The 24811-nt window shown below is 55.7% G+C and carries 27 protein-coding genes; 10 read left to right on the forward strand and 17 right to left on the reverse strand.

The genetic code is table 11. The features are described from left to right. Positions 1–678: 678 nt before the first annotated feature. Positions 679–1503, reverse strand: coding sequence for an aldo/keto reductase (locus ACE6ED_RS25230; protein WP_410830204.1), 825 nt, complete (start codon positions 1501–1503; stop codon positions 679–681). 53 nt (positions 1504–1556) lie between these two features. Between ACE6ED_RS25230 and ACE6ED_RS25235 the strand changes: the two genes are divergently transcribed. After that, positions 1557–1715 (forward strand): hypothetical protein, encoded by a 159-nt coding sequence (locus tag ACE6ED_RS25235; RefSeq protein ID WP_410830205.1) that lies wholly within the window; start codon positions 1557–1559, stop codon positions 1713–1715. A gap of 113 nt (positions 1716–1828) precedes the next feature. On the opposite strand, the gene ACE6ED_RS25240 is transcribed toward ACE6ED_RS25235, so the two are convergent. The 3 genes from ACE6ED_RS25240 to ACE6ED_RS25250 all read right to left on the reverse strand — a co-directional run bounded on the left by ACE6ED_RS25240 (position 1829) and on the right by ACE6ED_RS25250 (position 2773). Then, a complete protein-coding gene (locus tag ACE6ED_RS25240) occupies positions 1829–2071 on the reverse strand; it encodes a YuzB family protein (protein WP_410830206.1) in 243 nt (80 codons plus the stop codon). 41 nt (positions 2072–2112) lie between these two features. Beyond that, positions 2113–2415: a HesB/IscA family protein gene (locus ACE6ED_RS25245; RefSeq protein WP_410830207.1), complete on the reverse strand. Its 303-nt coding sequence runs from the start codon at positions 2413–2415 to the stop codon at positions 2113–2115. A gap of 91 nt (positions 2416–2506) precedes the next feature. Beyond that, positions 2507–2773: a hypothetical protein gene (locus ACE6ED_RS25250; RefSeq protein WP_410830208.1), complete on the reverse strand. Its 267-nt coding sequence runs from the start codon at positions 2771–2773 to the stop codon at positions 2507–2509. A 298-nt stretch (positions 2774–3071) separates the two neighbouring features. On the opposite strand from ACE6ED_RS25250, the gene ACE6ED_RS25255 reads away from it, so the two are divergent. After that, on the forward strand, positions 3072–3959 hold the full coding sequence (locus ACE6ED_RS25255) for a copper amine oxidase N-terminal domain-containing protein (RefSeq protein WP_410830209.1): 888 nt from the start codon (positions 3072–3074) through the stop codon (positions 3957–3959). A gap of 124 nt (positions 3960–4083) precedes the next feature. On the opposite strand, the gene ACE6ED_RS25260 is transcribed toward ACE6ED_RS25255, so the two are convergent. From ACE6ED_RS25260 to ACE6ED_RS25290, 7 genes are all read right to left on the reverse strand, one after another. Then, positions 4084–5298 carry a M14 family metallopeptidase gene (locus tag ACE6ED_RS25260; RefSeq protein WP_410830210.1) on the reverse strand — a complete coding sequence of 405 codons (1215 nt, stop codon included), beginning with the start codon at positions 5296–5298 and terminating at the stop codon, positions 4084–4086. Between the two features lie 1263 nt (positions 5299–6561). After that, entirely contained in the window at positions 6562–7368 is an 807-nt protein-coding gene (gene racE, locus ACE6ED_RS25265) for a glutamate racemase (RefSeq protein WP_410830212.1), read from the reverse strand. Between the two features lie 330 nt (positions 7369–7698). Next, positions 7699–8091: a YtxH domain-containing protein gene (locus tag ACE6ED_RS25270; RefSeq protein WP_410830213.1), complete on the reverse strand. Its 393-nt coding sequence runs from the start codon at positions 8089–8091 to the stop codon at positions 7699–7701. Beyond that, entirely contained in the window at positions 8088–8576 is a 489-nt protein-coding gene (locus tag ACE6ED_RS25275; RefSeq protein WP_410830214.1) for a hypothetical protein, read from the reverse strand. Before ACE6ED_RS25275 ends, ACE6ED_RS25270 begins: the two co-directional genes overlap by 4 nt. Positions 8577–8862: 286 nt before the next feature. After that, positions 8863–9498 (reverse strand): helix-turn-helix transcriptional regulator, encoded by a 636-nt coding sequence (locus tag ACE6ED_RS25280; protein ID WP_410830215.1) that lies wholly within the window; start codon positions 9496–9498, stop codon positions 8863–8865. 87 nt (positions 9499–9585) lie between these two features. Beyond that, positions 9586–10029, reverse strand: a complete 444-nt coding sequence (locus tag ACE6ED_RS25285) for a DUF86 domain-containing protein (RefSeq protein WP_410830216.1) — start codon at positions 10027–10029, stop codon at positions 9586–9588. A 234-nt stretch (positions 10030–10263) separates the two neighbouring features. Then, on the reverse strand, positions 10264–10554 hold the full coding sequence (locus tag ACE6ED_RS25290; protein ID WP_410830217.1) for a Dabb family protein: 291 nt from the start codon (positions 10552–10554) through the stop codon (positions 10264–10266). A 167-nt stretch (positions 10555–10721) separates the two neighbouring features. On the opposite strand from ACE6ED_RS25290, the gene ACE6ED_RS25295 reads away from it, so the two are divergent. The 3 genes from ACE6ED_RS25295 to ACE6ED_RS25305 all read left to right on the forward strand — a co-directional run bounded on the left by ACE6ED_RS25295 (position 10722) and on the right by ACE6ED_RS25305 (position 12686). Beyond that, positions 10722–11303, forward strand: coding sequence for a helix-turn-helix domain-containing protein (locus ACE6ED_RS25295; RefSeq protein WP_410830219.1), 582 nt, complete (start codon positions 10722–10724; stop codon positions 11301–11303). Between the two features lie 131 nt (positions 11304–11434). Beyond that, positions 11435–11623 (forward strand): hypothetical protein, encoded by a 189-nt coding sequence (locus ACE6ED_RS25300; protein WP_410830221.1) that lies wholly within the window; start codon positions 11435–11437, stop codon positions 11621–11623. Between the two features lie 223 nt (positions 11624–11846). Beyond that, a complete protein-coding gene (locus ACE6ED_RS25305; RefSeq protein WP_410830222.1) occupies positions 11847–12686 on the forward strand; it encodes an MBL fold metallo-hydrolase in 840 nt (279 codons plus the stop codon). A gap of 1189 nt (positions 12687–13875) precedes the next feature. Here ACE6ED_RS25305 and ACE6ED_RS25310 read toward each other — a convergent pair. The 3 genes from ACE6ED_RS25310 to ACE6ED_RS25320 all read right to left on the reverse strand — a co-directional run bounded on the left by ACE6ED_RS25310 (position 13876) and on the right by ACE6ED_RS25320 (position 16430). Beyond that, on the reverse strand, positions 13876–14520 hold the full coding sequence (locus ACE6ED_RS25310; protein WP_410830223.1) for a class I SAM-dependent methyltransferase: 645 nt from the start codon (positions 14518–14520) through the stop codon (positions 13876–13878). Further along, positions 14517–14960 carry a DUF6157 family protein gene (locus ACE6ED_RS25315; RefSeq protein ID WP_410830225.1) on the reverse strand — a complete coding sequence of 148 codons (444 nt, stop codon included), beginning with the start codon at positions 14958–14960 and terminating at the stop codon, positions 14517–14519. The genes ACE6ED_RS25310 and ACE6ED_RS25315 overlap by 4 nt, the downstream gene beginning before the upstream one ends. 246 nt (positions 14961–15206) lie before the next feature. Then, on the reverse strand, positions 15207–16430 hold the full coding sequence (locus ACE6ED_RS25320; protein ID WP_410830227.1) for a GTP-binding protein: 1224 nt from the start codon (positions 16428–16430) through the stop codon (positions 15207–15209). A 192-nt stretch (positions 16431–16622) separates the two neighbouring features. On the opposite strand from ACE6ED_RS25320, the gene ACE6ED_RS25325 reads away from it, so the two are divergent. Genes ACE6ED_RS25325 through ACE6ED_RS25335 form a run of 3 tightly spaced genes read left to right on the forward strand, consistent with a single transcriptional unit; the run spans position 16623 to position 19709 of the window. Next, on the forward strand, positions 16623–17783 hold the full coding sequence (locus ACE6ED_RS25325) for a CobW family GTP-binding protein (protein ID WP_410830228.1): 1161 nt from the start codon (positions 16623–16625) through the stop codon (positions 17781–17783). Positions 17784–17789: 6 nt separating this feature from the next. Next, entirely contained in the window at positions 17790–18782 is a 993-nt protein-coding gene (locus tag ACE6ED_RS25330) for a permease (RefSeq protein WP_410830229.1), read from the forward strand. Between the two features lie 24 nt (positions 18783–18806). Beyond that, a complete protein-coding gene (locus tag ACE6ED_RS25335) occupies positions 18807–19709 on the forward strand; it encodes a TIGR03943 family putative permease subunit (protein WP_410830230.1) in 903 nt (300 codons plus the stop codon). 27 nt (positions 19710–19736) lie between these two features. On the opposite strand, the gene ACE6ED_RS25340 is transcribed toward ACE6ED_RS25335, so the two are convergent. Next, positions 19737–20135: a NusG domain II-containing protein gene (locus tag ACE6ED_RS25340; protein ID WP_410830231.1), complete on the reverse strand. Its 399-nt coding sequence runs from the start codon at positions 20133–20135 to the stop codon at positions 19737–19739. A 302-nt stretch (positions 20136–20437) separates the two neighbouring features. Here ACE6ED_RS25340 and ACE6ED_RS25345 point away from each other — a divergent pair, with 302 nt between their 5' ends. Then, positions 20438–21796, forward strand: a complete 1359-nt coding sequence (locus ACE6ED_RS25345; protein WP_410830232.1) for a dicarboxylate/amino acid:cation symporter — start codon at positions 20438–20440, stop codon at positions 21794–21796. 122 nt (positions 21797–21918) lie between these two features. On the opposite strand, the gene ACE6ED_RS25350 is transcribed toward ACE6ED_RS25345, so the two are convergent. Further along, the gene (locus ACE6ED_RS25350; RefSeq protein ID WP_410830233.1) at positions 21919–22071 is read right to left on the reverse strand and encodes a hypothetical protein; all 153 of its coding nucleotides are present in this window, start codon (positions 22069–22071) and stop codon (positions 21919–21921) included. 55 nt (positions 22072–22126) lie between these two features. Next, a complete protein-coding gene (locus ACE6ED_RS25355) occupies positions 22127–22843 on the reverse strand; it encodes a hypothetical protein (protein WP_410830234.1) in 717 nt (238 codons plus the stop codon). A gap of 245 nt (positions 22844–23088) precedes the next feature. Between ACE6ED_RS25355 and ACE6ED_RS25360 the strand changes: the two genes are divergently transcribed. After that, on the forward strand, positions 23089–24804 hold the full coding sequence (locus ACE6ED_RS25360; RefSeq protein WP_410830235.1) for an ABC transporter ATP-binding protein: 1716 nt from the start codon (positions 23089–23091) through the stop codon (positions 24802–24804). Positions 24805–24811: the final 7 nt, after the last annotated feature.

Below are 24811 nucleotides of genomic sequence, written 5' to 3' on the forward strand. Positions count from 1 at the left end.
TCTGACGACAGTCTTTAGGCGGTCGACCTCCTTGTGATTTTCGTGTTGGCGGTAAAAACATCTGAACGACTCTCCACTCACGGTCTGTTATCTCGTATCTTCGTCTCATAGCTCAAATTTCACCAGATTATTTCCCATACAGTTTGCGTACACACCCTAAATCGCGTCAGTTAAAGCGAAATTCTCTGCCTGAGAAGATGGGGAAAAGCGGGGCTACTCGCTGTATGATGTGGACTGACTTTGAAGTTACAAACCAACGGATTTGTTGCTCGTCCTGAGGCAATTTAATTCGTATTCGTTCTACCCAAAACGGTTCTGCAAAATTTCCAGCTTGACGATATCGAAAAAACTCTCACTTTAAAAGGGTGCCTTAGACGACTTACTGGCATGGGTTTATGTGAAATTTCATACAAAATGGCTCTTCAGACCGCCTACCTGGTACTTTTTGTATGAAATTTCATACAAAATGGCTCTTCAGTCGGCTTAACTGTTACTTTTTATGTGAAATTTCATACAAAATGATGGTAGAGCCAACCGCCTGCTGGCGATAAATTAGTAGTTAGACTAAAGGGCTGTCCCATTAATCGATAACATTTGGGACAACCCTGTGCTTTGCTTCCTGTGTATTTTTTTCAAGCAGCCGTTTAAAGGCAGTATCTCGGTTTTCCGACGCAAAAATCAGAACAAAAACTTGTCCGGATCGCTGCCTGTGCGTTCGCCCGCATCCAGCGCGCTGATCCGGTCCAGCTCGTCCTGCGTCAGTTCAAAATCAAAAATTTCGCTGTTCTCCTTGATCCGCGACTTCGTTACCGATTTCGGAATCGTGACGATGCCGTTCTGCATGTCCCAGCGGAGGATGACTTGGGCCGCCGTTTTGCCGTACTTGGCGGCGATTTCGCCAATAACCGGATCGTCCTGCAGCCGGCCTTTCATCAGCGGCGCCCAGGCTTCCATCCGGATGTCGTGCTGCGCACAGAAATCACGCAGTTCTTTTTGGATGAGACGGGGATGCAGCTCCACCTGATTCAGAACAGGGACCGTGCCGCTGTCTTTCATCAGCTCCTTCAGGTGATGCACTTGGAAGTTGCTGACCCCGATGGACCGCGTTCTGCCTTCTTCGTACAGACGCTCCAGCGCCCGCCAAGTGTCCTTGAACTTGTCGACGCCCGGCCAGTGGATCAGATACAGGTCAACGGTATCCAGCTTCAGCGCTTCCAGACTGCGGTCAAACGCCTTAAGCGTCGTATCGTAACCCTGGTCGTCGTTCCACACCTTGGTCGTGACAAACAGCTCGCTGCGCGGAATGCCGCTGGCCGCGATCGCCCGGCCGACCTCCTCTTCGTTTTTGTAAACGGCTGCGGTGTCGATGCTCCGGTACCCGATTTCCAGCGCGTAGCTGACGCCTTCCTCCACTTCCCGTCCTTGGGCTTTGAAGGTACCGTATCCGAGCCAGGGCATGTCCACGCCGTTGTTCAGCTTCGTTGTATCCGCAATATGTTTCATCGTCTTATCCGTTCCTCCCCGCAGTATTCTTGTGCAAACAAGCATATTATACCATGAGCGGAGAGCCGTTCCAAAACGGCGGAAACGCGCAGCGCCGTAAACGGACGCAGTTCGGTGGTGTCCCGAAGCAGCGTGAATGGCTGCAGTTCGGCGGCATCCAGAAGCTGCGTGGACGGCTGCAGTTCGGCGGCATCCCGCAGCAGCGTGAATGACCGCAGTTGGGCAGCGTCCCGCCACCCCGGACATCAAAAAAACCGCCCCCAGCCCGGCAGCAGCCGGACCGCGGAGCGGTTTCTTCCGTGCACCCGATAAAGGTGCCTGTTTATCAAGACTCGCTTACCGCAGGCTGTTTTACAAAAGCCTCGGCTTTCTTCAGCACTTCGTCCTCTGTCGGCGCGCTCACGTAACGTCCGTTGATATAGACGAACGCGCGCTTGCCGCAAGGGCCGCAATACGACTTGCAGCCGATTTTAATCTCGGCGTCCGGCGCCATTTTGCGGAGCTTGGGGACAACGCTTTTGATGCTCATATAGTTACATTTATCGCAAATGCGAATATCGTTAGCCATGCTGATGACCTTCTTCCAATACGGCGGATAACCGGATGCGATTAATGATCGCCATGATTGCCCATGGACGGATTGGTGATGACGAAACCTTCTTGCGGAAAATACAGATAGTCGATCTTAACGCCGTCAAGCAGCGGCTGTCCGGCTTCCAGAATGACATCGATGTCCTTGTCGGTAGATACCACGACATCGTTCTCCTTCGGCGTATCCAAATCCAGGCCATAATGGGCGTGGTCGCCATGGGCGTGCGTGATTACGACGCGGAGCTTTTGTCCCTTATTTTCTTCCGCTTCCAGTTCCTTCTTAAGTACCTTGGCCGCGTTACGGGTAATTTTCACTTTCATCTATCGTCCATCTCCTGCCGGTATATATTTAACAATCCCAATGATTCATTGTAAAGGATATGCTGTCAGAAAATCAACCTGTCCGCGCCTTTTATCTCCTTGCCGGAGGCGATCCTTGTGTGATTTCAGGGTATTTGCGCTCCATATACGACACGAACCAGCCCATCATCAGCATCGTCACCCCGATATCGTCGATCGGCAGGAACGGAAGCAGATCAGGCAGCACCCAATACAGCACGACCGGAACCGTGAACAGCAGCTTGTCCCGCAGCAGCACACGCGGAGAAATAATATATTTCCACGACCCGCGGAAAATATGGGACCAGCCTTTAAACGACAACAGCCTTTTTGCTTTCATGCTTCCCCTCCTCCTTATGATACTTATTTGGTAGTACTTTCTTGGCGGCACCTTTCTGGCGGTACTTTCTTTGCGGTACTTTCTTTGCGGTACTTTCTTCGCGATACTTTTGGCAGGACCATCTCGGTGATACTTTCATCTTGGTGATACTTTCCTGGCGATAATATTCTTGTTATGCCTCCAGCTCTTATGTCCTTCATACCCCTGAAGCGGACTGTTCAAGCAGAAAACACTAGGAACTTTTTTCCATATAACGCGTCACAATAACTAAGTTCTTCTTACGAAAGGGGCGTTACCCTTGTATATTTGCAAAAAGCTATTCCCGTTATGCCTGATGCTGTTCCTTGCCCTGCAAAACCCCGCCGCACATTCCGCAGCCGGCTCCACAGTCCGCACCATCGATGTGAATGTCAATGGTGAGTTTGTCGCTACCGGCACCAGTCCTTTTATTAGCGCCGGCCGGGTGATGATCCCTGTCCGCGCTCTTGCTCCTTTGGGCTTAAGCTATTCCTGGGACTCTGGAACGCATACCGCCGTGATCACCAATCCAGCCGGCGACACCTTCAAAATGACGCAAGGCCAGCGTACAGCCTACAAAAACACGAAACCCGTCGAGATGGACACGGAAGCCAATAATTACAATGGCCGCCTCATGCTGCCCGCGCGTTTCGTCAGCGAAGCGTTTGGTTATTCGGTTTTTTACGAAACAACCCGCGCCATTTTATTCGTCACCAGTAAGGACTATGCTCCCGATCCGGCCAAATTCACATCAGCACAGCTGCACGAAGCCCGGCTTGCGGCGATTTCTCTGCCGATTACGTATGATTTTCCGCCTAGTCCCGACACCGTTTTGGATAAAAAACGCTATTATACGTACACCTTTGCCGCCAACGATGCCTCAAAATACACCTATGAAAACGGGCGGGTGACCACTGTGGTAGAAATTAATAACCATAAGGCCAAAGCGGTGTGGCAGTTCAGTACTGGCGGAATACCGGGCTATAGCCTTTATGAAACTTTGGGAGGCCGGGAGCCAGCCTATATGCCCGAAATGCTCGACGACAGTTTCCATTATTCAGAAGGTATTTTTAAAGCCTTTCATAAGCTTGAGGACGGTAGCTACAAATCATTTACTTACCGTCCCCGCAACTATGGTGACATCATTCAACCAATCCCTGCTGAATAATCTGTAACAGTCTTCCATAATCCCAATCATTTCATAGAAAAAGAGTACAGCCGCCGTAAGTGATGGGAGTTACGACAGCGACCATACCCTATGTTACAGCATACGCAAGTTTACAGAAAAAGTTTCATTCAGAGGTTTCATATTGGAGAAGTTCCGCGAGCATCCTGCCCGTCTCCAGCGCCATGTCTTCAAACTCCGACGCCGGCAGCGGGTTTCTGCCCCAACCGAGCTCGATCGTAAACGCCGGTTTCCGGGTATGCAGGATAAACCAGTCCTTATAGCCGGCGTCGCTTCCTTCAAGATACACGGGGCGGTATCCGGGCGCGGCCGCCGCCAGTTTTTGGGCCAGCCGCTCGCTGTCCGGTGGTTCGTAACCCCGGTAATTCCAGTAGATTTCCTGGCCTTGGCTGTGCAGCGATACGGCGGCATCGCCGGGATATTCCTCCGCCAGCCGGACCAGCGCTGCGGCTTCCGGTTCGGACAGCGGCGCTTCCCCGCCGTAATCGCGCGGTCCGGGCCCCGGTGCACCGCGCCGCTGCCGCTCCTCTTCCCAGAACGCGGGGAACTGGTCGCCGAGATCGACGCCCCGGATGTTGGCTTTCCAGTGCCGGTAGCCGGTCCGCCCGCCATTCCAGCGCAGCAGCTCCGCATACAGCGGATGATCCGCCTGCGCGCCTTCCTGGACCAGCTCCACGCCGTCCGGATTGGCCATAGGCACCGCCAAAAGGGTCCAATTCCTGTACCAGTCCGCCGGCCTGCTCCCGAGCCACTCCGTGTCCTGTGCAACCGCCGCCGCATATTGTTCAATAAACGACATCAGACAGGCTGACGTCATCCACTCGTTTGCATGCAGCGCGGCGTTAACATGGAGGTAACGCGGCCCTTCCCCCAGCTTCAACAGCGTAATCGGCTTGCCCATAACACTTGCACCGATAGAACGCACCTCGATGAAAGGATAAGCCTCTTTTAGTGCAGCCGCGTCTGCCGCCAGCTCAGATGGACCATATTCGCCGCGCAGCGACACCCGTTTTTCTTTTTTAGGCGGGGGGAGGACAACGACCGTCCCCGGTTTCAGCCTGCCTGCCAGCAGGCCGGGATTCAGCTGTTCCAGGTCCTCAACGGACACGCTGAACCGCTGTGCCAGCAGCTCGGCATGATCCCCCTGCTGCAGCGAACAGCGGCGCCTCGGGGGAGAAGGCAGATACAAAATTTGGCCGGGGATCAAATAGGGCTGGCTTGCCGCCCAAGGGTTTCCCTGCACGATATGCTCCGGGGTCAAACCCGCCGCCGCGGCGATGCGGGCGACGGTGTCTCCTTTTTTTACAATATGCTGCTGCATCTTGTTCATCCTCCTCTTCCGGCCCGGGGCGGCGCCTCGCTTTGCGCCCGCTGCCGCATGAGCCGGGCATTGGTCCATTATATGCCGGCAGGGCTGTCCCTCATGTGGAGGAGGCCGGAGGACGTACGCGCAGTCCTCAGTGATGTCTAACCGAAAGTTAGGGCCGGGATTTCTCCCTCCTCCTTTCCTTTCCTTTCATGGCGCAACGGCAAGTTAGGGCCGGCATCCCATTAACCTTCCAGACGCAAACAGGCCGGTCAAACGGGCAATCCGTTCACCGGCCTGCTGCTGAGCGTACGGCCGAAGCCGGCCGCATACCGCAAGGCATATTTAAGTTTTGGAAAAACTCGTGAACTTAACTTTCGCAGCTAGAAAAATGGCTTAAACCCTTGAGCGCGTAAGGAAAATTCAGTAGCTTTACTCGTATTGACAAAAAACACCTCGCTTGTGTGGTAGCATGGTAGTGCGACCAACCATGCCAACAAGAAAGGTGCGTTACTCTGTGTTATAACAACATCATTCCCTGCCTGAACACAGTCTTGCTTTTCCAAACTATAGGGGCCTTTTGAGGCAGCTCAACATTGACCTCCCCTGTGACTTTCCTGCCGGACTCAGGGGACCTAATTTACTGATTATTCCGTGTTTTGGCAAAGAGACGGACTCAGATTCCCTTATTTACGAGGAAAATTCATCGTTTGGATGTCTTCGGTACGAATAACGGATCTGGAGTCCGCAAGGTAACCGAAAAGCCCAGGAATTTCAGTAATAACGTCCTCTGGGTCCGGAAAAACCTGGTATCGCATTCGGTGGTAATCCGCTGCGGGTCTGTTACAGGAGAGGATTCGTTCCAGTCAGTTCAACGACAACAGCGGCAGTCCAAGACATTGGTTATCAAGTCTTGGTTCACGCTGCTTTTATTAACTCAACTTTCGCAGCCTGAGATCGGCAGTGCAACCTGAGATCGGCAGATCCGCCTTGAGTTCACTGGGCAAACCGGAGATCCAGTACTGGAGTTGACTTTGGATCAGGGCGGGGCATTTCTTCCCAACCTGAGTCGCGTAATATCGTTCAGCCGATCTATGAGTTGCGCCAAGGCAACTACCCAGTCTAGGGTGCTAACTTCATCGCACCGTAAATCCCGCCGAGCGTGCGTTTGCCGTGGGCGAAGCGGTGTTTTTCTTTTTTTTCAAGATGATTACTTCATTGCGTTTAAATCCGCGCCAGGTCTGGAGCTTAGCTGATTTTCGCTCTGCGAAAGTTGAGTTATAAAGATGATACCTGCCAGACGACTGGCGTGCGCAGGATATGCTCGCCCAGCCAGTCCAGTGCGATTTTTTGAAAAATCCCCGCATCCCCGCTGCAAAAAAACTGGTGAACCGGTATTTCTTCACCTTTTGCGAGTTGGCCCTTGTCGTAGAGGATCGTGCTGATCTCGCGGGCGGTTTCGTCCGCCGAACTGATCAGTTTTACGCCGGGGCCCATCACCCGTTGAATCGGTTCCATCAGGAACGGATAATGGGTGCAGCCTAAGATCAGCGTATCGATCGGACTGCCGACCATGCCGTTCAGCGATTCTTCCACTACCGCTTCGCATTCGCTTGACCGGAACATTCCCTGCTCCACCAGCGGGACAAGCGCCGGGCATGCTTGGCTGACCACCTGTATGAATGGCGACAGCTCGCGCAGGGCAGCCGTATACGCGCCGCTGCTGATCGTGCCGACCGTGCCGATCACCCCTACCCTTCCGCTTTTTGTAGCGCTGACCGCCGCTCTTGCGCCTGGATGAATGACGCCAATGACAGGAACGGATACTTTCGATGAAATATATTCCAGGGCGGCTGCGGTTGCCGTATTGCAGGCGATAACGATCATTTTGGGATCAAATTGGATTAGATAGTCAACGATTTGCTCGGTGAACCGGGTCACTTCTTCGGTCGGACGGGGCCCGTACGGCGCGCGGGCGGTATCGCCAAAATAAATGATTTTCTCCCGCGGGAGCTGTCTCATCACTTCCTTGACGACGGTGAGTCCCCCGACGCCTGAATCCAGTATTGCGATAGCTTGCTGCACGAACACACCGCTTCCTTCTGTTATTGTCTCGTTTCATGGTAGCTTATGTAAGGCAAAAACAAAACGTTACCTGTCTTTGGCCCCAATTGCAGATATTACTCCATTTGTCTTCGCAGTTCAAGCATCTTCGCGTGCAGCAAGCCTGCCCTAATGTCCCCCTTCCCAATGCAAAAAGATGAAGGCGCACCCCGGCTGGCACGCCTCCCAAAATATCCGCGGTCCGTTCCCCATACGCCCGGTTCGGTGTTCCGCCCGAACCGGCCCGCTGGATCACTGAACTGGCGGGCGGTATTCCGCCGGCTTACTGAACCGGCCGGGCGTTACGCTGGCTTACTGAACCGGCCGGACCGGTTCACCGTCAGCCGATTTGGCCGCTTCGGCGGCTTCCGCCAACGCTTCCGCGGTTTCCTCCAGGGCCTCTCCGGCATCCGCCAGAACCTCCCCGGCTCCCTCCGCCAGTTCGCTTGCGGTACCGGTCCGCCATTCCCGGACTGAGCGGACCGTGTTTCCGGCGGCCGTTTTTGCTTTGCCGATCCATTCGGCGCCAAGCTCGCCCGCCTGACCGGCCAGATCCTGCGCTTTGCCGATCGCGGCAGAGGTGCCGTCCGCGATGTCTTTACGCAGCTCTTTGCCGCTTTTTGGCGCGAGCAGCAGCGCTGTTACCGATCCCAGCACGCTGCCGGCCACGATTCCCCAGACCACTTGCTTCGTATCCTTTTTCATTTTCTCGCCACTCCCTTTGATTCGGCCTGCCCGTCGGCATAAGGACCGGGAGAGGAGGTCCTGCGGCTTCGGTTCCAGGCGTTCCACAGGGCAAAGCCGGCGTCCAGACAGCGCAGCGCTTTATCCAGCTCCGGGGCGTTGCGCCGGCGCGCTTCCCTGAGCGCATCGTCCGCAGCCTCCGCCGCTTCCCGGCCCAAGCGGCCGAACCGGCGCCCGGCTCCGGCGATCTCGTCGCCCGCCGCGCCAAGTCCGCCTGTCAGCCGGCCCAGCTCGGCGAGCCGTGTCTCCAATTCACCTGCCGCCGATCCGGCGCGGTTTAATGCGCGCTGCAGCTCCCCGGCGGATGCCTCCCAGGTGCGCACCGCCTGCTCCGCCAGAGCGCTTAGGTCGGCCAGCGTCCGCTTTACCCTCCAGGCGAGCCCGGCAAGAATCAAGGTCAACGCCAAAGCGCATACCGCCAGCACCGCTCCCAGCCATCCCGTCATCGCAGTTCCTCCTTCCCGCCCTTGATGCGGGCGAATGCCTATGATTGATACATCATAAGCAAAAGGGGCGCGTCCGGTGACAGCATTGCTCCACAAAAAAATCAATAGGCTATTGTCACGCCTATCCACGAACTTTGACAGATTTTCCGAACCCGCATAAAAATCCCCGCAGGGCGCGGCCTTTTCCATCATTTGGGGCCAGGCGCTTTGCGGGGATTCCGGAACTTAAGTTATAAATAGGCCATCTTCATCAACTAAAATTTCGGCGGTCTGTAAAAAGTCCGTCTCATGCTTTGCCGCTGATTACATACCGGCAGCATTGCCCGCCGTCCGCCATACATTCGGTGCGCGTGACCTTGGCGTCCAGCAGTTCTTCAAACAAACCGTGTTCGCATTGGCATGCCCTGCGGTATTTGGAAGCCACCTGACGGATCGGGCAGTTGTATTCGCGCAAACTGTACGATCCGTCTTCTTCCTTGTGCCACTCCGCCATATAGCCGCCGGCGTTCTGGATGAGCGCCAGCTCGGCCACCCGCTCCTCCAGCGTGCTGCCTTCCATATGGGGCGCATGCTGCTGGAACAATCTGCGCTTGCGCCCTTCAAACAGCGCATGCACCGCTTCCTTGCCCGCGGAGGTCTCTACCTCCCGCAGCAGCTCCAGCGCCAAATTGTGGTAGTTTTTCGGAAAATGCTCATCGGCCCGCTCCGTCAGGGAGTACAAATGGAGCGGGCGTCCCATCGCCTGGCGCACCACCTTGGTCCGGGCCAGTCCTTCCTGCTCCAGACTGAGCAGATGGCGTCTGACGCCCATTTCCGTAATGCCCAGCTCCGCAGCCAGCGCGCCGACGGTTTGGGCTCCGTTCATTTTGAGCAGCTTCATAATCATGCGGCGGGTCGAACCGGTTTCCGGCCCTTTTTTCATGGACTTTGCCCTCCTTTATCAGCTGCCGCGGGCCTTCGTTCTGCTGCATTGCCATTGCCGTTTGTCCGGCAGGCTCCGGACTTGCCGTTATTCCGCCGCCGGAACGCCAAGTTCGCGGTCCAAATAGGCGCCAACCAGGCTGGCAAACCGCTCCAGCTGCCCGGGAAGCTTCGTTGTCAGCGGATGCAGCGCGCCGCGGTCCCAGTCGTAATACTCCTGGACAAGCGGTTTGCGCAGGGCAACCAGACGAATCAGCAGGTCATACAATTCGCTATCGCCTTCAAATACCGATTCCTGGTGAATGATCGTGATTATATCCTCGTAGCTTCCCGCATCGCGCATAATAAAGCCGTCAATCAGACAGCTGCCGACGTCGGTCACCACCTCAATGGCCAAATGCAGCGCCCGTTCCTGGACCATGCCGGCAAGCGTCCCGCCGTCCCAGTTGGACGATACGGCGCGCAGGCTTGCAGCGATGTCGGGCACCTGGCTTAAAATTCGCTCGATTTGCTTCCGGTTAACGTAATACAAAGTTTTCGCCTCCACGTGTATGCGCCGCACGCCTTCCGGCTGCAGACGCCCCTATCATCCGTGCACCGGACGCATTGGTTATTTGCCCCGGCGCCCTCTTCGTTTGAGCCATATAAACATCGTGATGCAGGCCGCCACAAAAACAATCAGATAAGCAAGCGCCTCCATCGGATACTCCATTTCGCGCATTGTTCTCCCGCTCCCGTCTGAAAATCCAGAGTCCGGCCGGTGCCGTTATTCGATCTCGTAATCTACGCTGACCGACAGCTCTTTAACTTCGTTGATGTGCTTGATGACCTCCTGATGGGCCGGATGCACCTGGTAAGCCTGAAGATCCTCCAGCGATGCAACAACGGATACAAGCGCAATATCGAACGAACGGTCCGAGCGGATCACGTCCGCACCTACTTCCAGCGAAACGAGCTGCGGAATTTTGCCGTCCATGTTGCGCAGCACCGCTACCGTCTTCGCTACGCTTTCCGGCGAACGGTCCTTCAGTTTAAAAAAAACAATATGTTTAATCATTAGATTCGCTCCCTGCCCCTGAATGATAAAAAAACGCTTAGGAAAACTATAGCATACCGCTCCGGTTCCGAAAAGAATCCGGATTCAAAACGCCAAGTTACAGGATTAACCATTGCCGCATCCGCTATAAATATTGTAGTATATTTTTAAAAAAATCCGGAGGAAATATGCCTAACAATCAGCAGGAATCACATAACATCCAGGCGTGGTCTCTGATCAACCGGAAATACCTTGGCAAAGGGGTTCGTGTCAAGCGTTTTCGCCGTCCCCAGCGATGCCAAATCCGCAACCGGGTATTGCTCGCAGTGCTTATGGCGAACGATATCAAGCTGTCCCGGCTGGCAGAGGAGCTTTCCATTTCTTCCCGCAGTGTAAGCGCGTGGGTCTATGAAGGCCGCATTCCATCGCGCAACAACATGGACAAGGCGTGCCGCTATCTTGGTTACTCCGCCCATGTGCTGTTTAACGAACAACTGATCCGTCAAAGTCCTGTCATTTGTCAGCCTGAGCCGTCCCGGTTTATGAAACGGACCGTCGGTTCCGCCGAAAGCCGCAATCATATCCTTACTGGCCTGTGCATGGTGCACGACCTGTCGGTCACCGATGTCAGCCGCTGGATCGGCATTCATCCCGGCACCTTCCGCAAGTGGCTGCACCAGGGGCACTGCCCGTCGCCTTCCATGCAGGAAAAGGCGGAGCGTTTTTTCCGAATCCCGCGCGGCATTCTTTTTGCAGACTGCAAGGAATAAAAAATAGGGGGAGGGCATTTTGCTCTCATCCCGTTAGCCGTCTACACGTTTTAAAGCGTTTACATTTGGGCAATACTTGGGTAATGAGACCTTAAGCGGTTACCATATCCTCGATTGGCGGGTGAATCGCGATGAAAGCGGGCGACTTCAGTATGGCATTTGGTTTTTTGGCGGGTACGGCGGCCGGCAGCCTGGCCTCATTTGCCTGGAAGCTGCAGGGAATGAATGTGCTGGGCTGCGTGGCGGCCGCAGGGCTGGCTGGCGCGCTGCTGGGCGTGGTGGCGGGACTTGTTTTTGACCGCAGAAGCAAATCGAAATAGATGTTCATTGGGCAGTGTGATATGTTCCGTTGTACGGTGCTGAGCCCGATACGGTATCCCGGCTTCAGGCCGTGCGCAGGCTCCATCCACGCCGCTCCAGAGCTTAACATGCCGGTCCTTCAAGGGAAGGGCCGGTTTCTTTGTGTTTTTGCATCAGCCGGGGCTTTAGCCTGAGCCGGTTCGGGTAATGATAAGGAAAATGCAAAGGAACAGGAGGAGTCGTATGGACAGCAACAGCATGCTAAGTACAGGGTTTTCCGATACGTGGCAGGTTGCTCCCGGTGTCGTGGGTCTTCGCACCCTGTTTGTCAACGTAGCACTGGCGGGAACGCCGGATAACGAATGGGTGCTGGTGGATGCGGGGCTTGGTCTGTTCGCCGGAACAATCCGGAAAACAGCGGAAAAACATTTCCGTAAACCGCCTCAGGCGATTATTTTGACGCACGGGCATTTCGATCATGTAGGCGCCCTCAAAGAACTGCTGGAGGAATGGAAAGTACCCGTATATGCTCATCCGCTGGAGCTTCCTTATCTTACCGGGGAAGCCGATTATTTGCCGGCCGACCCTTCCGTGGGCGGCGGTTTGATGGCCGAAGCGGCGCCGCTGTATCCTCACCGCGGGATCGATCTGGGATCGGCGGTGCATCCGCTTCCCGCGGATGGAACCGTGCCGGGTGCGGAAGGCTGGCGGTGGATTCATACGCCGGGTCACAGCCCGGGCCATGTCTCGCTGTTCCGCGACAGTGACCGGACGCTGATTGCAGGCGACGCTTTTATTACCGTGAAGCAGGAATCCGCGCTTGCCGTCATGCAGCAGGAGCGCGAGATTCACGGACCGCCGATGTATTTCACCCCCGACTGGGAGGCGGCCCGGATTTCGGTTGCAACACTGGCCGGGCTTGAGCCCCTTGCGGCAATCACTGGCCACGGCGCGCCGATGCGCGGTGAAGAACTGCGGGAACGGCTTTGGGTGCTGTCGGACCGGTTCGTGGAAATGGCCGAGCCGCAGCAGGGCAAATACGTGGACCGGGGTCCGGATGACATCCGGCGGCAGGGACAATAGCAGACGGCTGCTTGAGTTGCGGCAGAGTAAAATCATCCCCTCAACTTTCGCAGCTGAAAAAATGGTATAGGTCCTAGAGTGAGTAAGAAAATTCAATAGATTTACTTGTATTGACAAAAAAACCTCACTTGTTAGGGATCATGGTAGTGTCGAGCTTACCATGCCAACAAGAAAGGTGCGTAACTCTGTGTTACAACAACATTCCCTGCCTGAACACAGTCTCGCTTTTCCAAACTTTGGAGGCGTTTTGAAGCAGCTATGCGTTATACTCCCCTATGACTTTCTTACCGGACTCAGGAGACCCTATTTGCTGATTATTCCGTGTTTTGGCAAAGTGACGGACTCAGTTTCCCTTATTTATGTGGAAAATCCACCGTTTGGATGTTTTCGGTACGAATAACGGATCTGGAGTCCGCAAGGCAACCCAAAAGCCCACGAATTTCAGAAATAACGTCCTCTGGGTCCGGAAAAACCTCGGTATCGCGTGCTGTGGTAATCCGCTACAGGTGTGTTGCAGGGGAAGATTCGTTCGAGTTCGTTCAACGACAACAGCGGCAGTACAAGACATGGTTTATCAAGTCTTGGTCCGCCGCTGCTTTTATTAACTCACCTTTTGCAGCCTGGGATCAGAAGTGCAGCCTGAGATCAGCAAATACGCCACATTGAGATCACAGGGCAAAATTTGAGATCCAATGCTGGAGTTGACTTTAATCAGGGTGGAGCATTTTTCCCAACCTGAGTCGTAATTTCGTTCAGCCGTTCTATGAGTTGCGCCAAGACAACTGCCCGGTCTAGCGTGCTAACTTCATCGCACCGTAAATCCCGCCGAGCGTGCGTTCGCCGCGGGCGAAGCAGTGTTTTTCTATTTTTTCAAGACGATTGCTTTATTGCGGTTAAATCCGCGCCATGACTGGAGCTAAGCTGATTTTCGCTCTGCGAAAGTTGAGTCATCCCTATAACAAACAGCCAAACTCCGTCTTAACCGGCAGAGCTTGGCTGTATTTTTGTGTTCCCGCGGCTCCCCAGCTTCCCTGCCGCCGGTGTCCTATGTTGTCAACGAGTCATTCTTTTGTCTAGTAGTCATTCTGTTGTCTACTAGTCATTCTTTTATCTACTAGTCATTCTGTTGTCAACCATTCTCAGCGTTGACATCCAGTTACCGGTCACCTTTTCTACCCGTTCTACCTTTTTACCGTATGGGCTTCTCAGGTTTCCGCACGGCAGCATAACGGAGGAGATATTGATGCTCGTCCTTTCCGCCCGCATTCAGCGTCTCCAACAGTTCTCCCTGATCGGCCAAGGACGACTCGCCCCAATACCCTGCCAGCTCCTCTTCGCTAAAAAAATGGGCATACTTGTCCGGCTTGTATTCGTAGGTCCCCGCTTCCAGACAGCGTCCCCGGCCGTTATTCGGGTCCCGGTCCGAGAAGGCCGTAAAAAACAGCATGCCGCCCGGACGCGTCTTCTCCAGGCACACCTCCGCTAGCTCCCGCCGCTGCGGAGCCAGAAACAAATGCAGCAGATCATAGCAATACACGGCATCGTAACTATTGTCCGGAATAACGGCGGGATCAAGCGCCGAGCCGCAGACAAACCGGGTTTTTGGGTCCCACTGCTGTCCAAGCCGCACCGCAGATCCGCTCAGTTCGATGCCGGTCACATCAAAAAATTCCGACAACGCCTTTGTATTCCGCCCGTAACCCGCTCCCGGAACGAGGACCGAGCGGACGCCCGCGGAACGGAACAGCCCGACGGCCAGGCTTGCAGTTGGACTCGCCGCTCCGCCCCAAATCATGCCCTCATGCGCAAACCGTTCCTCCCAATAACCGGTCATTCGGGCATCTCCGGCCCGCTGCCTTTTCGTTTGCTGCGCATCGCGCGCAGCAGCTTCGTCCCGCCGCGTTCCCCCGAGACAAAAGCCTGATACTCGGGAGATTCCATGCCATAGATGGCGATTTTGCCTTCGTTGTCGTAATGCACGCCCCAGCCGTAACGCTTTGGCAGCATTGAAGCCCGCAAGCACGGGTGGCTTTTGGCAAAAAGCTCCCGGCGGATCGTCTCTCCGTCGCTCTCGCGCACGTCTTCGGGGATATTTTTGTGCCTGACATGCACTTCGTAAATCAGGTCTTCGTGGTTGTAGGTATAGGGCTTCTCCGTCAGCAGCTCATACTGGATCAGATGGGCGGGCGTTCCGGCGCGGGTCGGCACCGGCACGGTTCCGTATTCCACGGGACAATCTTCCGAAACCAGAATAAACGTATCCGTATAACTCATGTTCATATCGCCTCCCGCTACTACTATAGCGCAGCGGGAGGGCGTTCGTCGACGGGCTTTGTCCACCCTTTATTCACTCAGCCTGCGGTAAAACGGGAGCTCTTGCCAGGGCTTCTGCTGGGAGCTCATAGGAGCTCTAGCCGAGGCTCCTCCCGGGAGCTCATATTGAGCTCGTGCCGGCCTCCTGCCGGGAGTTTCATCCATAGATTCCTGCCGGCAGCTCTTGCCAGGGGCTCTTGCCATCCGTCACAAGTAACCGGCGGCGGCCAATTCTTCTTTCCGCGGCCAAGGCAGCGGGTTCGGGAAGCCGGCAAAATCCATCCGCAGCTCCTCCTCCGTCAGCAGACAGCGGTCCAGCTCCGCTTCAATCTCCGCCCGGTCCATCCGTATTCCGATCAGCACCAGCTCTGTCATCCGGTCGCCCCACTTGTCATCCCACTGCTCTTCCGCTTCAGGATCTTCCCCGGCTTCCGCCCGCAGAGCTTCAGGAAGGGAAGCAAGCCAGCGTCCTGCCGGCCCGAACTGGATCGAAGGCCCCGCCTGGCTCAGCGAAGCCGCCAGATCGCCCGCCGCTGCCAGCCAGACGAGCCCTTTCGCCCGCACCACTTCACCCGGCCAAGCGCCAAAAAATTCGGCCAGCCGCCCGGGATGAAACGGAGTGCGGCGGCGGTAGACAAACGATCCGATGCCGTATTCCTCGGTTTCCGGCGTATGCTCCCCGCCGGTCAGCTCCGCAATCCAGCCGGAGGACTGGCTTGTCTTCTCGAAGTCAAATCTGCCCGTATTCAGGATCTCTGCGGGATCGACCGTACCGCGTACAGTACGGATCAATTTGGCGGACGGCTGCAGCTTCCGGAGTACCGCTTCCAGCCGGTCCAGCTCCTCCGCCTCTACCAGATCGCATTTGTTCAGCAGGATGACGTCGCAGGTCTCGATCTGGTCGATCAGCAGGTCCACCACGTCGCGGGTGTCCTGCTCTCCCGCTGCTTCGCCGCGGTCCAGCAGACTTTCACCCGAAGCGAAGTCATGCCAAAAGCGGTAAGCGTCAACCACCGTAACCAGCGTGTCCAGCCGGGTCAATTCCGTCAGATCGACTCCAAGCTCATCATCCGCATACGTAAAAGTTTGAGCGACAGGAACCGGTTCGCTGATTCCCGATGACTCGATCAAAATATAGTCGAACCGCCCCTCCAGCGCCAGTGCACGCACCTCCCGCAGCAAATCCTCCCGAAGCGTGCAGCAGATACAGCCATTGGACATTTCCACCAGCTTCTCCTCCGTCCGGGACAGCGTTTGTCCCGAGCGGATCGAGGCGGCGTCTACATTTACTTCGCTCATGTCGTTTACAATTACGGCTACCCGCAGCCCCTGCCGGTTATGCAGGATATGATTCAGCAGCGTGGTTTTGCCGGAGCCAAGATAGCCGCTAAGGACAGTTACCGGTATTTTGTGAGCAGGCGTTCTGTTCATAAGTTCTCTCCCATATCGTTTATTAGTAATTATTACGATTAAGATCAGATTACCTGTCCGTCCCTTGTTTGTCAACAATCCCTGCCGTTGTTCTTCGTTTGATGTTAAATCTATGAACCAGGTCTATTAATCGTTCCGATTACGTATAAATGGCAGTAACCTACTATGATCCAAAAAAAGGAGAGTCCCGCTATGAAAATACCGGTAGTGATAATCGGAGGTTTCCTGGGCAGCGGAAAAACCACCCTGCTGATCCGGCTGCTTAAGCAGAGCCTGGAGCTTGGACTGCAGCCCGGCATACTGATGAACGAGCTGGGAAAACAGGATGTGGACGGCTATTTGCTTGAGGAACATGCCGGCCTGCCCGTAAACCGGCTGCTGGACGGCTGTGTATGCTGCAGCCGGAAGGAAGAGGTCGACGGATGCCTGGCGGATCTGCTGACGCAAAAACCGGATGTCCTGTTCATCGAACCGACAGGAGTAGCCGACCCGGGAGAACTTGCCGAGGTCATCCGCGCGCCGCGCTGGCGGAACCGGCTGGAGCTGCTGCATATTTTGACGGTGCTGGACGCGGAGCATGCGCTTGATTATGCCAGCCTGTTCTCCGCCGACCGCCATTTAGTGCGGACGCTCGGCAGTCAGCTTGCAGTATCCGATTGGGTGGTCATCAATAAAACCGATTTGTGCGGACCGGACAGGCTTGGTAAAACGCAGGCCATGGTCCGCCGCCGGAATCCGGACGCCCAAGTTGTGCTGACCGTCCGGGGTGAATTTGACAGCTCGCCGCTGCTGGACGGCATCCGCAAGCGGGAACCGGAGCTGGAAGCACCCGGCATTCACAAGCGGGATTCCGGGCAAAACGCTGCCGAAATCCGCTGGAATCCGGAGCAGGATGCACCCGGCATCGGCTGGAATCCGGAGCAGGATGCACCCGGCATCCGCAAGCAGGAGGCCGGGCAAAACACCGCCGGAATCCGCCGGGCGCCAGAAGGCTTCTCTCCTTCAGCCCTTGTGCGCAGCGGACAAGCCGCAGAACACGCCGTTCCCGCTGAAGCCGCCTCCTATTCCGCCGTTTCCGCCGTCACGCTGACGCTTCCGGAAGGCGTCCGGCTGTCCGCCGCGGAGCTGGAGCGGTTTCTGCTGGCGCAGGGCGAAGCGCTGCTGCGGGCAAAAGGGCATCTTCCTTTAACCGGAAGCCAGGGAGACATCCAGCTCGTTCAGTTCGCAGGAGGCCGGGCTGCCTACGAACCTTCGCGTTACCCGGGAAGCCCTTATCTCGTGTGCATCGGCTTGAGTCTGGATCCCGACGCTCTTGCCCGCGGCTGGGCGGCACTCCGGCTTGGTCCGGAGTGATCATCCATGATCCGTCTGTCGCCGTTGAAACTGCTGCCTCTGCTGCTCCCTTTATCTTTAGCGGCAGTTTGCGCCGTGGTCTGGCTGCCTGCTTTGTCCGGCTGGTCCAATCATCCGCAGCTGCTCAGCATTAAATCAGGTTTTTTGGGAATTTTGCTGGAGGCTCTCCCATATGTGCTCCTTGGCGCTTTTCTGTCCTCCCTGCTCAAGCTGTTTGTGCCTGACGCCTGGATTACCCGGGCCGTCCCCAGCGGGCCGGTATCGGGTTCGCTGTTTGGCGTACTGCTTGGCCTTTTGTTTCCGGTGTGCGAATGCGGGATGATTCCGCTGATCCGCCGCCTGATGCTCAAAGGCATGCCGCTGCACGTCGCCATCGTGTTCCTGCTGTCGGGCCCGATTGTCAATCCGATCGTATTTGGCGCAACGATGGCGGCCTTCCGCATCCGGCCCGAGCTGGCTTACGCCAGGATGGCCCTGGCCGCCGCCGTCTCTGTGGCGGTTGGACTGATGGTTTATTTGATTATCCGCCGGCCTCCTCTCCGCCTTACCGCGCCGCGCGAAACAAGCGGGCTGCATGATGCCCGGACCGTTTCCGGCAAAGCGGCGGCAGTGTTCACCCACACGGCGGAGGAATTTTTTGAAATGGGCAAATTCCTGATCTTTGGCTGTTTGCTGACCGCCTGCATTCAGACATTTATGGACCACGGCAGCCTGCACGACATCGGGGAACGCCCGCTTGGATCTTATGTCTTTATGCTTGGGCTGGCGTTTGTACTGTCGCTCTGCTCCACCTCCGACGCCTTTATCGCTTCGACGTTTCTTCATTCCTTTCCGCCGGGCGCGCTGCTTGCATTTATGGTGTTTGGTCCGATGCTGGATTTCAAAAACTCGCTGATGCTCCTGTCCCTCTTCAAAACCCGGTTTGCGCTGCTGCTGTTTTTTCTTGTGCTGTGCGCCGTTTTTGTCGGCTCGGTCTGGGTGGGCAGGACGCTCGCTTAATCCTCATCCAAGGAGGTACCCGCAATGAACGAAACCCGGATCGTCCGCCTGCATTACCTGCTGCGGGCGGGCATTCTGCTCGCCTTGGCGGGGCTGCTGGCCCGGTGGTCCTCACGGAGCGAACTTCAGCTGTACGTCACACCCGAGACGGCCGGCTGGGTAAAACTGTGCCCGATCCCGATTGCGGCAATGGCTGCCGTTTTGACGTATCAGGCGCTGTTCGGCCGGCCGGAGCTGCTGTGCGACTGCGAACGCCCGCTCCCGCGTTCTCCGCTGCGCATCGGGTCGGCTTACGCGCTGTTTTTGCTGCCGCTGCTGTTTGGCCTGCTGCTGCCGAATCAGGCCTTGGGAAGTACGGCCGCCGCTCAAAAAGGCATGGCTTTTGTCAGCGCTCCGGCCGCTGAGTCCAGGGAACGTGAAGACAGCAGGTTTGCCGCAAGCCCTTATCTTCAGGAATTCACCGACCTGGCGCAGCGTCTGCAGCAGGAGCAGATCATCCCCATCTATCCTTCCCTGTTCTCGGAGACATTGGGTGCGATTGATCTGTACAAAAGCGAATTTGCCGGACGGGAAGTACGCGTGACCGGATTTCTGTACCCGGGTGATGCGGCGGACCCGGAGGGGCGTTTTGCGGTGGGACGTTTTTTGGTCCAATGCTGCACCGCGGACGCCGCCCCGCTTGGCATCCTGGTGAAGCCGCCTACGCCAAACAGCCTCCCCGCAGACACCTGGATTCAGGTGCAGGGGAAGCTGGAGATTGCGGGGTATCAAGGCGCCGAAACGGTCCAAATCGCGGCGGAGCGGATCACCGTCGTGCCCGAACCAAGCGAACCGTATGTCTATACCAGCCCCGATTCCGTCGAGGAATGGGACCGTCTGCGGCAAGAAGCCAGGGCAGCAAACTCTAAGCAGCCTCCCGGGCTTTGAACCGGGAGGCTGTAAGGTCCAGCGATTTTAAATTACCGCATCCAATCCGTCCGCCTCCGGTCCGCCGGGGCGCAGCACCTGGACCATTACCCTTGTGGGCACGCAGATGATCTGCTGGTAGGGTTTTGAGATAAACCCCATATCGAGCGCAATCCGTTTGGGCGCATCCGAATAAATCATCCGGATTCCGTAATCGTATACTTTCAGCGTATTGTGCCCATATTCGGTACGGATGTCGATGATCCGTTCTTTGCCGGTCAGCGGTACGGTCTTCCATGTTTCGCCGTTCACCGTGATTAGCGCATGCAGTTCTCCCGGCGCATAATCCGCCCGGTTTGCGCCCAGCCACTTGTACCCCCACAGCATGCCGGCCGCCAGCAGTACTGCTGCAATCAGCAGAAAATCACATTTTTTCAGCTTCAGCACCGCTTCCTCTCCTTTCAACTAAACGTAATCGTTACTATTAAACCACTATAACAGATCCCCTTTTTCTGTCAACGAAGCGCGGTGAAGAGATACTGATGTCCCCTCCGGCAAGCCATTGCCCAGCCTTCTGCAGCCATTGTCTGCCCTTCGGCAAACCGGGGCGGAACGCAAACAAACCGCATCATAAAAAAGGATTGACGGTATAAAAAGCCGATGATATAGTAGCATATGTTCCATCAATTCCGAGTATTATGATGGTATTTATAAGGGATTATTTTCTCATAAAAGAAAGGATGCTGGTTATGGAGAACAATTTGTTAACCGCCATTGAAACAAACTGGATTACCCTGCTCGTCTCCGCCGTTGTTCTCGCCGTACTTTATGTAATGGCGAAAAAACGCGTAGGCTTCGGGACGCGTGTCCTGCTCGCGCTTGGGCTTGGTCTCGTCGCCGGCATCATCTTCAACCAGAATTCGCTTGCGTATGAAGGGGTCAGCACAATTGGCTCCATCTATGTCAACCTGATCCGCACGATCGTCATTCCGCTGGTGTTCATTCTGGTTATCAACAGCATCATCTCGATTACCAACCTGTCCGCGCTCAAAAAAATCGGCTCCAAAACTGTCGGCTGGTTCCTCGCCACGACCGGCGTTGCCGCCGCCATCGGTCTTGCCGTCGCCGCCGCCTTCAATCTGGGCAGCGGAATTGAGCAGTCGGTCCCGGCCGATTTTGAAGCCCGCGAAGTGCCCAGCTTCTTTGAGGTCATCCTGAGCCAGTTCCCGACGAACCCGGTCAGCGACGCGGCCGAAGGCAAAGTCGTGCCGATTCTGATCTTCGGCATCCTGGTGGCCGTCGCCATTTTGAAGGTCGGTGCCAAGAAACCCGATGCCGTTCAGCCGGTCAAAGCGCTGTTTGCTTCCCTGTCCGAGGTCATGCATCAGGTCGTCAAATTCGTCCTGCGCTTCACGCCTTACGGCGTGTACGCTCTGATCGCCGGCATGGCGGCCAGATACGGGCTCGAGACGCTTGCGCCGCTCGCCACACTGATCCTGGTTTCTTATATCGCTTTGCTGATCCATTTTGTCTTCGTATTCGGCGGACTGGTATCGTTTGTCGGCAAAGTCAACCCGCTGCGTTTCTTCAAAAAAGCGTATCCGACAACTGCGGTCGCCTTCACTACCCGCAGCAGCTATGCCACGCTGCCGATTAATCTTGAAGTAATCACAAAGCGCCTTGGCGTGTCGCCCAAAATCGCCAGCTTCGTCGTCCCGCTTGGCGCGACGATGAACTTTAACGGCTGCGGCGGCGTCTGGCCGGCGGTTGTGGCGGTTTTCGTAGCGAACGTCTACAACATTCCGCTGAGCTTTACGGACTATCTGCTGATCGTTCTGGTCAGCGTGATTTCCTCCGTCGGCGTTGCGGGTGTTCCCGGACCGGCTTCCATTTCGGCTACCGTCGTGCTGACGGCTGTCGGACTGCCGCTGGAAGGCATCGGCCTTGTCGTTGCCGTCGAAGCGCTGATCGATATGGGCCGTACGGCGGTTAACGCCACCGGAACAACCGTTACCTCCCTGCTGGTAGCGAAGTCGGAAGGCGAGCTGGATCTGAACGTGTTCAACTCCGACAAGAACGACGAGCTGGAGCTCAATCCGGCTTCCTGATTTACCATTTTTCATAAGTGCATAAAATCATCGCTTAAGCAAAAAGCCGAACCGGAGAAGGAGCTGATCCTCGTCCGGTCCGGCTTTTTTGGCACATCCAAACAAAAAAACAACGGAGCATATTAATGATTCCCTGGCTTGGTTAACTCATAATGATTTATGTCATACCAAATACCAGCTGCTTCTTCATTTCCCGCCAAGGTTTGAACCCTTTTTGCGTCCGTGATCTCAAATAACCGGAGAATTAAACGCTTTGTTTCGATCTGGATTTCCATATGTTCCCTCCGCCTATGTACAATTAAGCAAGTTTCCAGCCCATAACGCCACTGGTTACCCCTTATCTCCCGGATTCTCGCATTTGCCCCGAGTTAAAAATTCCTCCACCCCGTACTGCTCCGCCGTGGCGCTCCCCTCTCCGTCCGGGCGGAGACAATGCGAGGTGCCTTCCGGCGTTCCGTAAATTTTGTCCGTACCATCCGTGCCGGGATTCCGGACCCAGATGCTGTCAATCCGTTCGGGCAGGGTTTTCTGCCATTCGTATAATTCCCGGAACGCCTGCTCCGTCTCCGCCGCCCCCGAGGCAGACAGTTCAACCTGCAGCTCTTGCACCGCGCAATCCATCCGGTCAGCGCAGCCGTAAGCAACAAAATAAGCGTCAGTAAATCCCGATACCTCCCGCTCGGGAATCGTATAACCTTTTTGCTCAAGCTCGTCAGCGTACAGGTCGCTCAGCGCCCTCATCCGCATGTTGGCGTAGGAAATGGACATCCGGTTATCTCTGACTTGTCCGGAATCGTCGTCTACAATCAGCTTAAACTTCGTTTCATGCGGATCCTGAAAATGCCCTTCCACCAGATACCCCAGATACCCGCCGTGCAGGAACACGTCATCCAGCACCGCTTTTTCCCCATACTCATCGGCAATGTACCGCAGCGCGATTTCGCCGGCTTCCTTGTCACTGTATTTGGGTCCGCAGCCCGCCATAATCAGCAACAGTACCGCAGCCGGCAGCATTACCTTCCAATTCAACCACAGCTTTCGTTTCATGTCCGCACCTGCCTGTCTGATGTCATTGTTGTCCTGTATTCCGGCCGAAAACGCTCAAACTCACGGGCCGTTTATCCATTATATAGGATACCGGGTTACCCGTTAAAGCTGCTATGGTCCCAGCAAGTGCACAAACCGCATCGTTGACAAACCTGCGGACTGCCGATAGTATCCTTTATGTACCTATCTAAATGAGAATCAATCTCATAGCATTGCTTGGTTGCGGAAAGGGTGACTCATTCCATATGCTCCGTCGTTTCTTCGCTTATTACCAGCCTTACAAAAAGCTGTTTCTGCTCGACTTCGCCTGCGCGGTTGGCGCCGGCCTGCTGGAGCTGGCGTTTCCCGTGGCGGTCAACCGGTTTATCGACGATCTACTCCCCGGTCAGGACTGGCCGCTCATCGTTGTCGCTTGTCTGGCGCTGCTTGCGATTTACGCGCTGAACACCGTCCTGAATTATATCGTCACCTACTGGGGCCATATGCTCGGCATCAATATCGAAACGGATATGCGCAAAAAAATGTTCGATCATATCCAGAAGCTGAGCTTCCGCTTCTTTGACAACAACAAAACCGGCCATCTGATCGGCAGGATCACCAACGATTTGAACGATATCGGCGAAATGGCCCACCATGGACCCGAAGACGTCTTTATCGCCGTCATGACGTTGGCTGGAGCGTTTGGCCTGATGCTGCAGATCAACCCCGAGCTTGCGTTGATCACGTTTGTGATTGTCCCGCTAATGGCCTGGTTTCTGATCTACTTTGGCCGGAGGATGACGCAGACGTACCGCCGGCTGTTCGGCAATGTGGGCGATTTCAACGCCCGGATTGAAGACAACGTCGGCGGCATCCGCGTGGTCCAGTCCTTCGCCAACGAAGCTCACGAACAGGAGCTGTTTGCAGCCGAAAACCGCATGTACCGGGACACCAAGCTGCGCGCATACAAAACGATGGCCCAAAGTATGTCGATCAGCTATATGATGATGCGGCTGATTACCATTTTTGTGATGATCTGCGGCGCCTGGTTTTTTATCCGGGGAAGTCTGGAGCTTGGGGAATTTGTTGCGTTCCTGCTCTTGTCGAATATCTTTTTCCGTCCGATCGAAAAAATCAACGCCGTCATCGAAAGTTATCCGAAGGGCATCGCCGGCTTCAAGCGCTATTTGGAAATTCTGGACACTGATCCGGACATTGCAGACACCCCAAATGCGGTTGAACTTCCGGCCCTCAAAGGAGATATTGCGATGGAAGGCATCACGTTTGGCTACGAGCCGGGTCGGCCTGTGCTGAATAATATCAGCCTCCATATCCGGGCGGGCGAAACGGTCGCTTTTGTTGGTCCCTCCGGGGCAGGAAAAACGACGATCTGCAGTCTGCTGCCCCGGTTCTACGACCCGGCCGAGGGCCGGATCACAATCGATGGGATCGATATCCGCGAGCTGAAGCTTGCTTTTCTGCGGCGTCAAATCGGCATCGTCCAGCAGGACGTGTTCCTGTTCTCGGGCACAATTCGCGACAATATCGCTTACGGGCGGCTGGATGCGCCGCTTGAAGACATCTGGGAGGCGGCGCGGCGGGCGCGGCTGGACGAGTTGATCCGCAGTCTGCCCGAAGGGATGGAGACCGTCATCGGCGAACGCGGCGTGAAGCTCTCGGGCGGCCAAAAGCAGCGCCTTGCCATCGCCCGCATGTTCCTGAAGAACCCGCCGATTTTGATTTTGGACGAAGCAACCTCAGCGCTTGATACCGAAACGGAAGCCGCGATTCAGCAGTCGCTGACCGAGCTGTCCAAAGGCCGGACGACGCTCGTTATCGCGCACCGGCTGACGACGATCCGCGGCGCGGACCGGATCGTTGTGGTAAACGAAGACGGAATCGCCGAGCAGGGCGGACATCAGGAGCTGATCGCCGCGGGCGGCGTTTACAGCCGGCTGCATCAGGCCCAGTACACGGGGTAAGTATTGC

It is taken from the genome of Paenibacillus nanchangensis (assembly GCF_046543445.1).
In the GTDB taxonomy this organism is placed as follows: Bacteria; Bacillota; Bacilli; order Paenibacillales; family Paenibacillaceae; genus Paenibacillus_AQ; species Paenibacillus_AQ nanchangensis.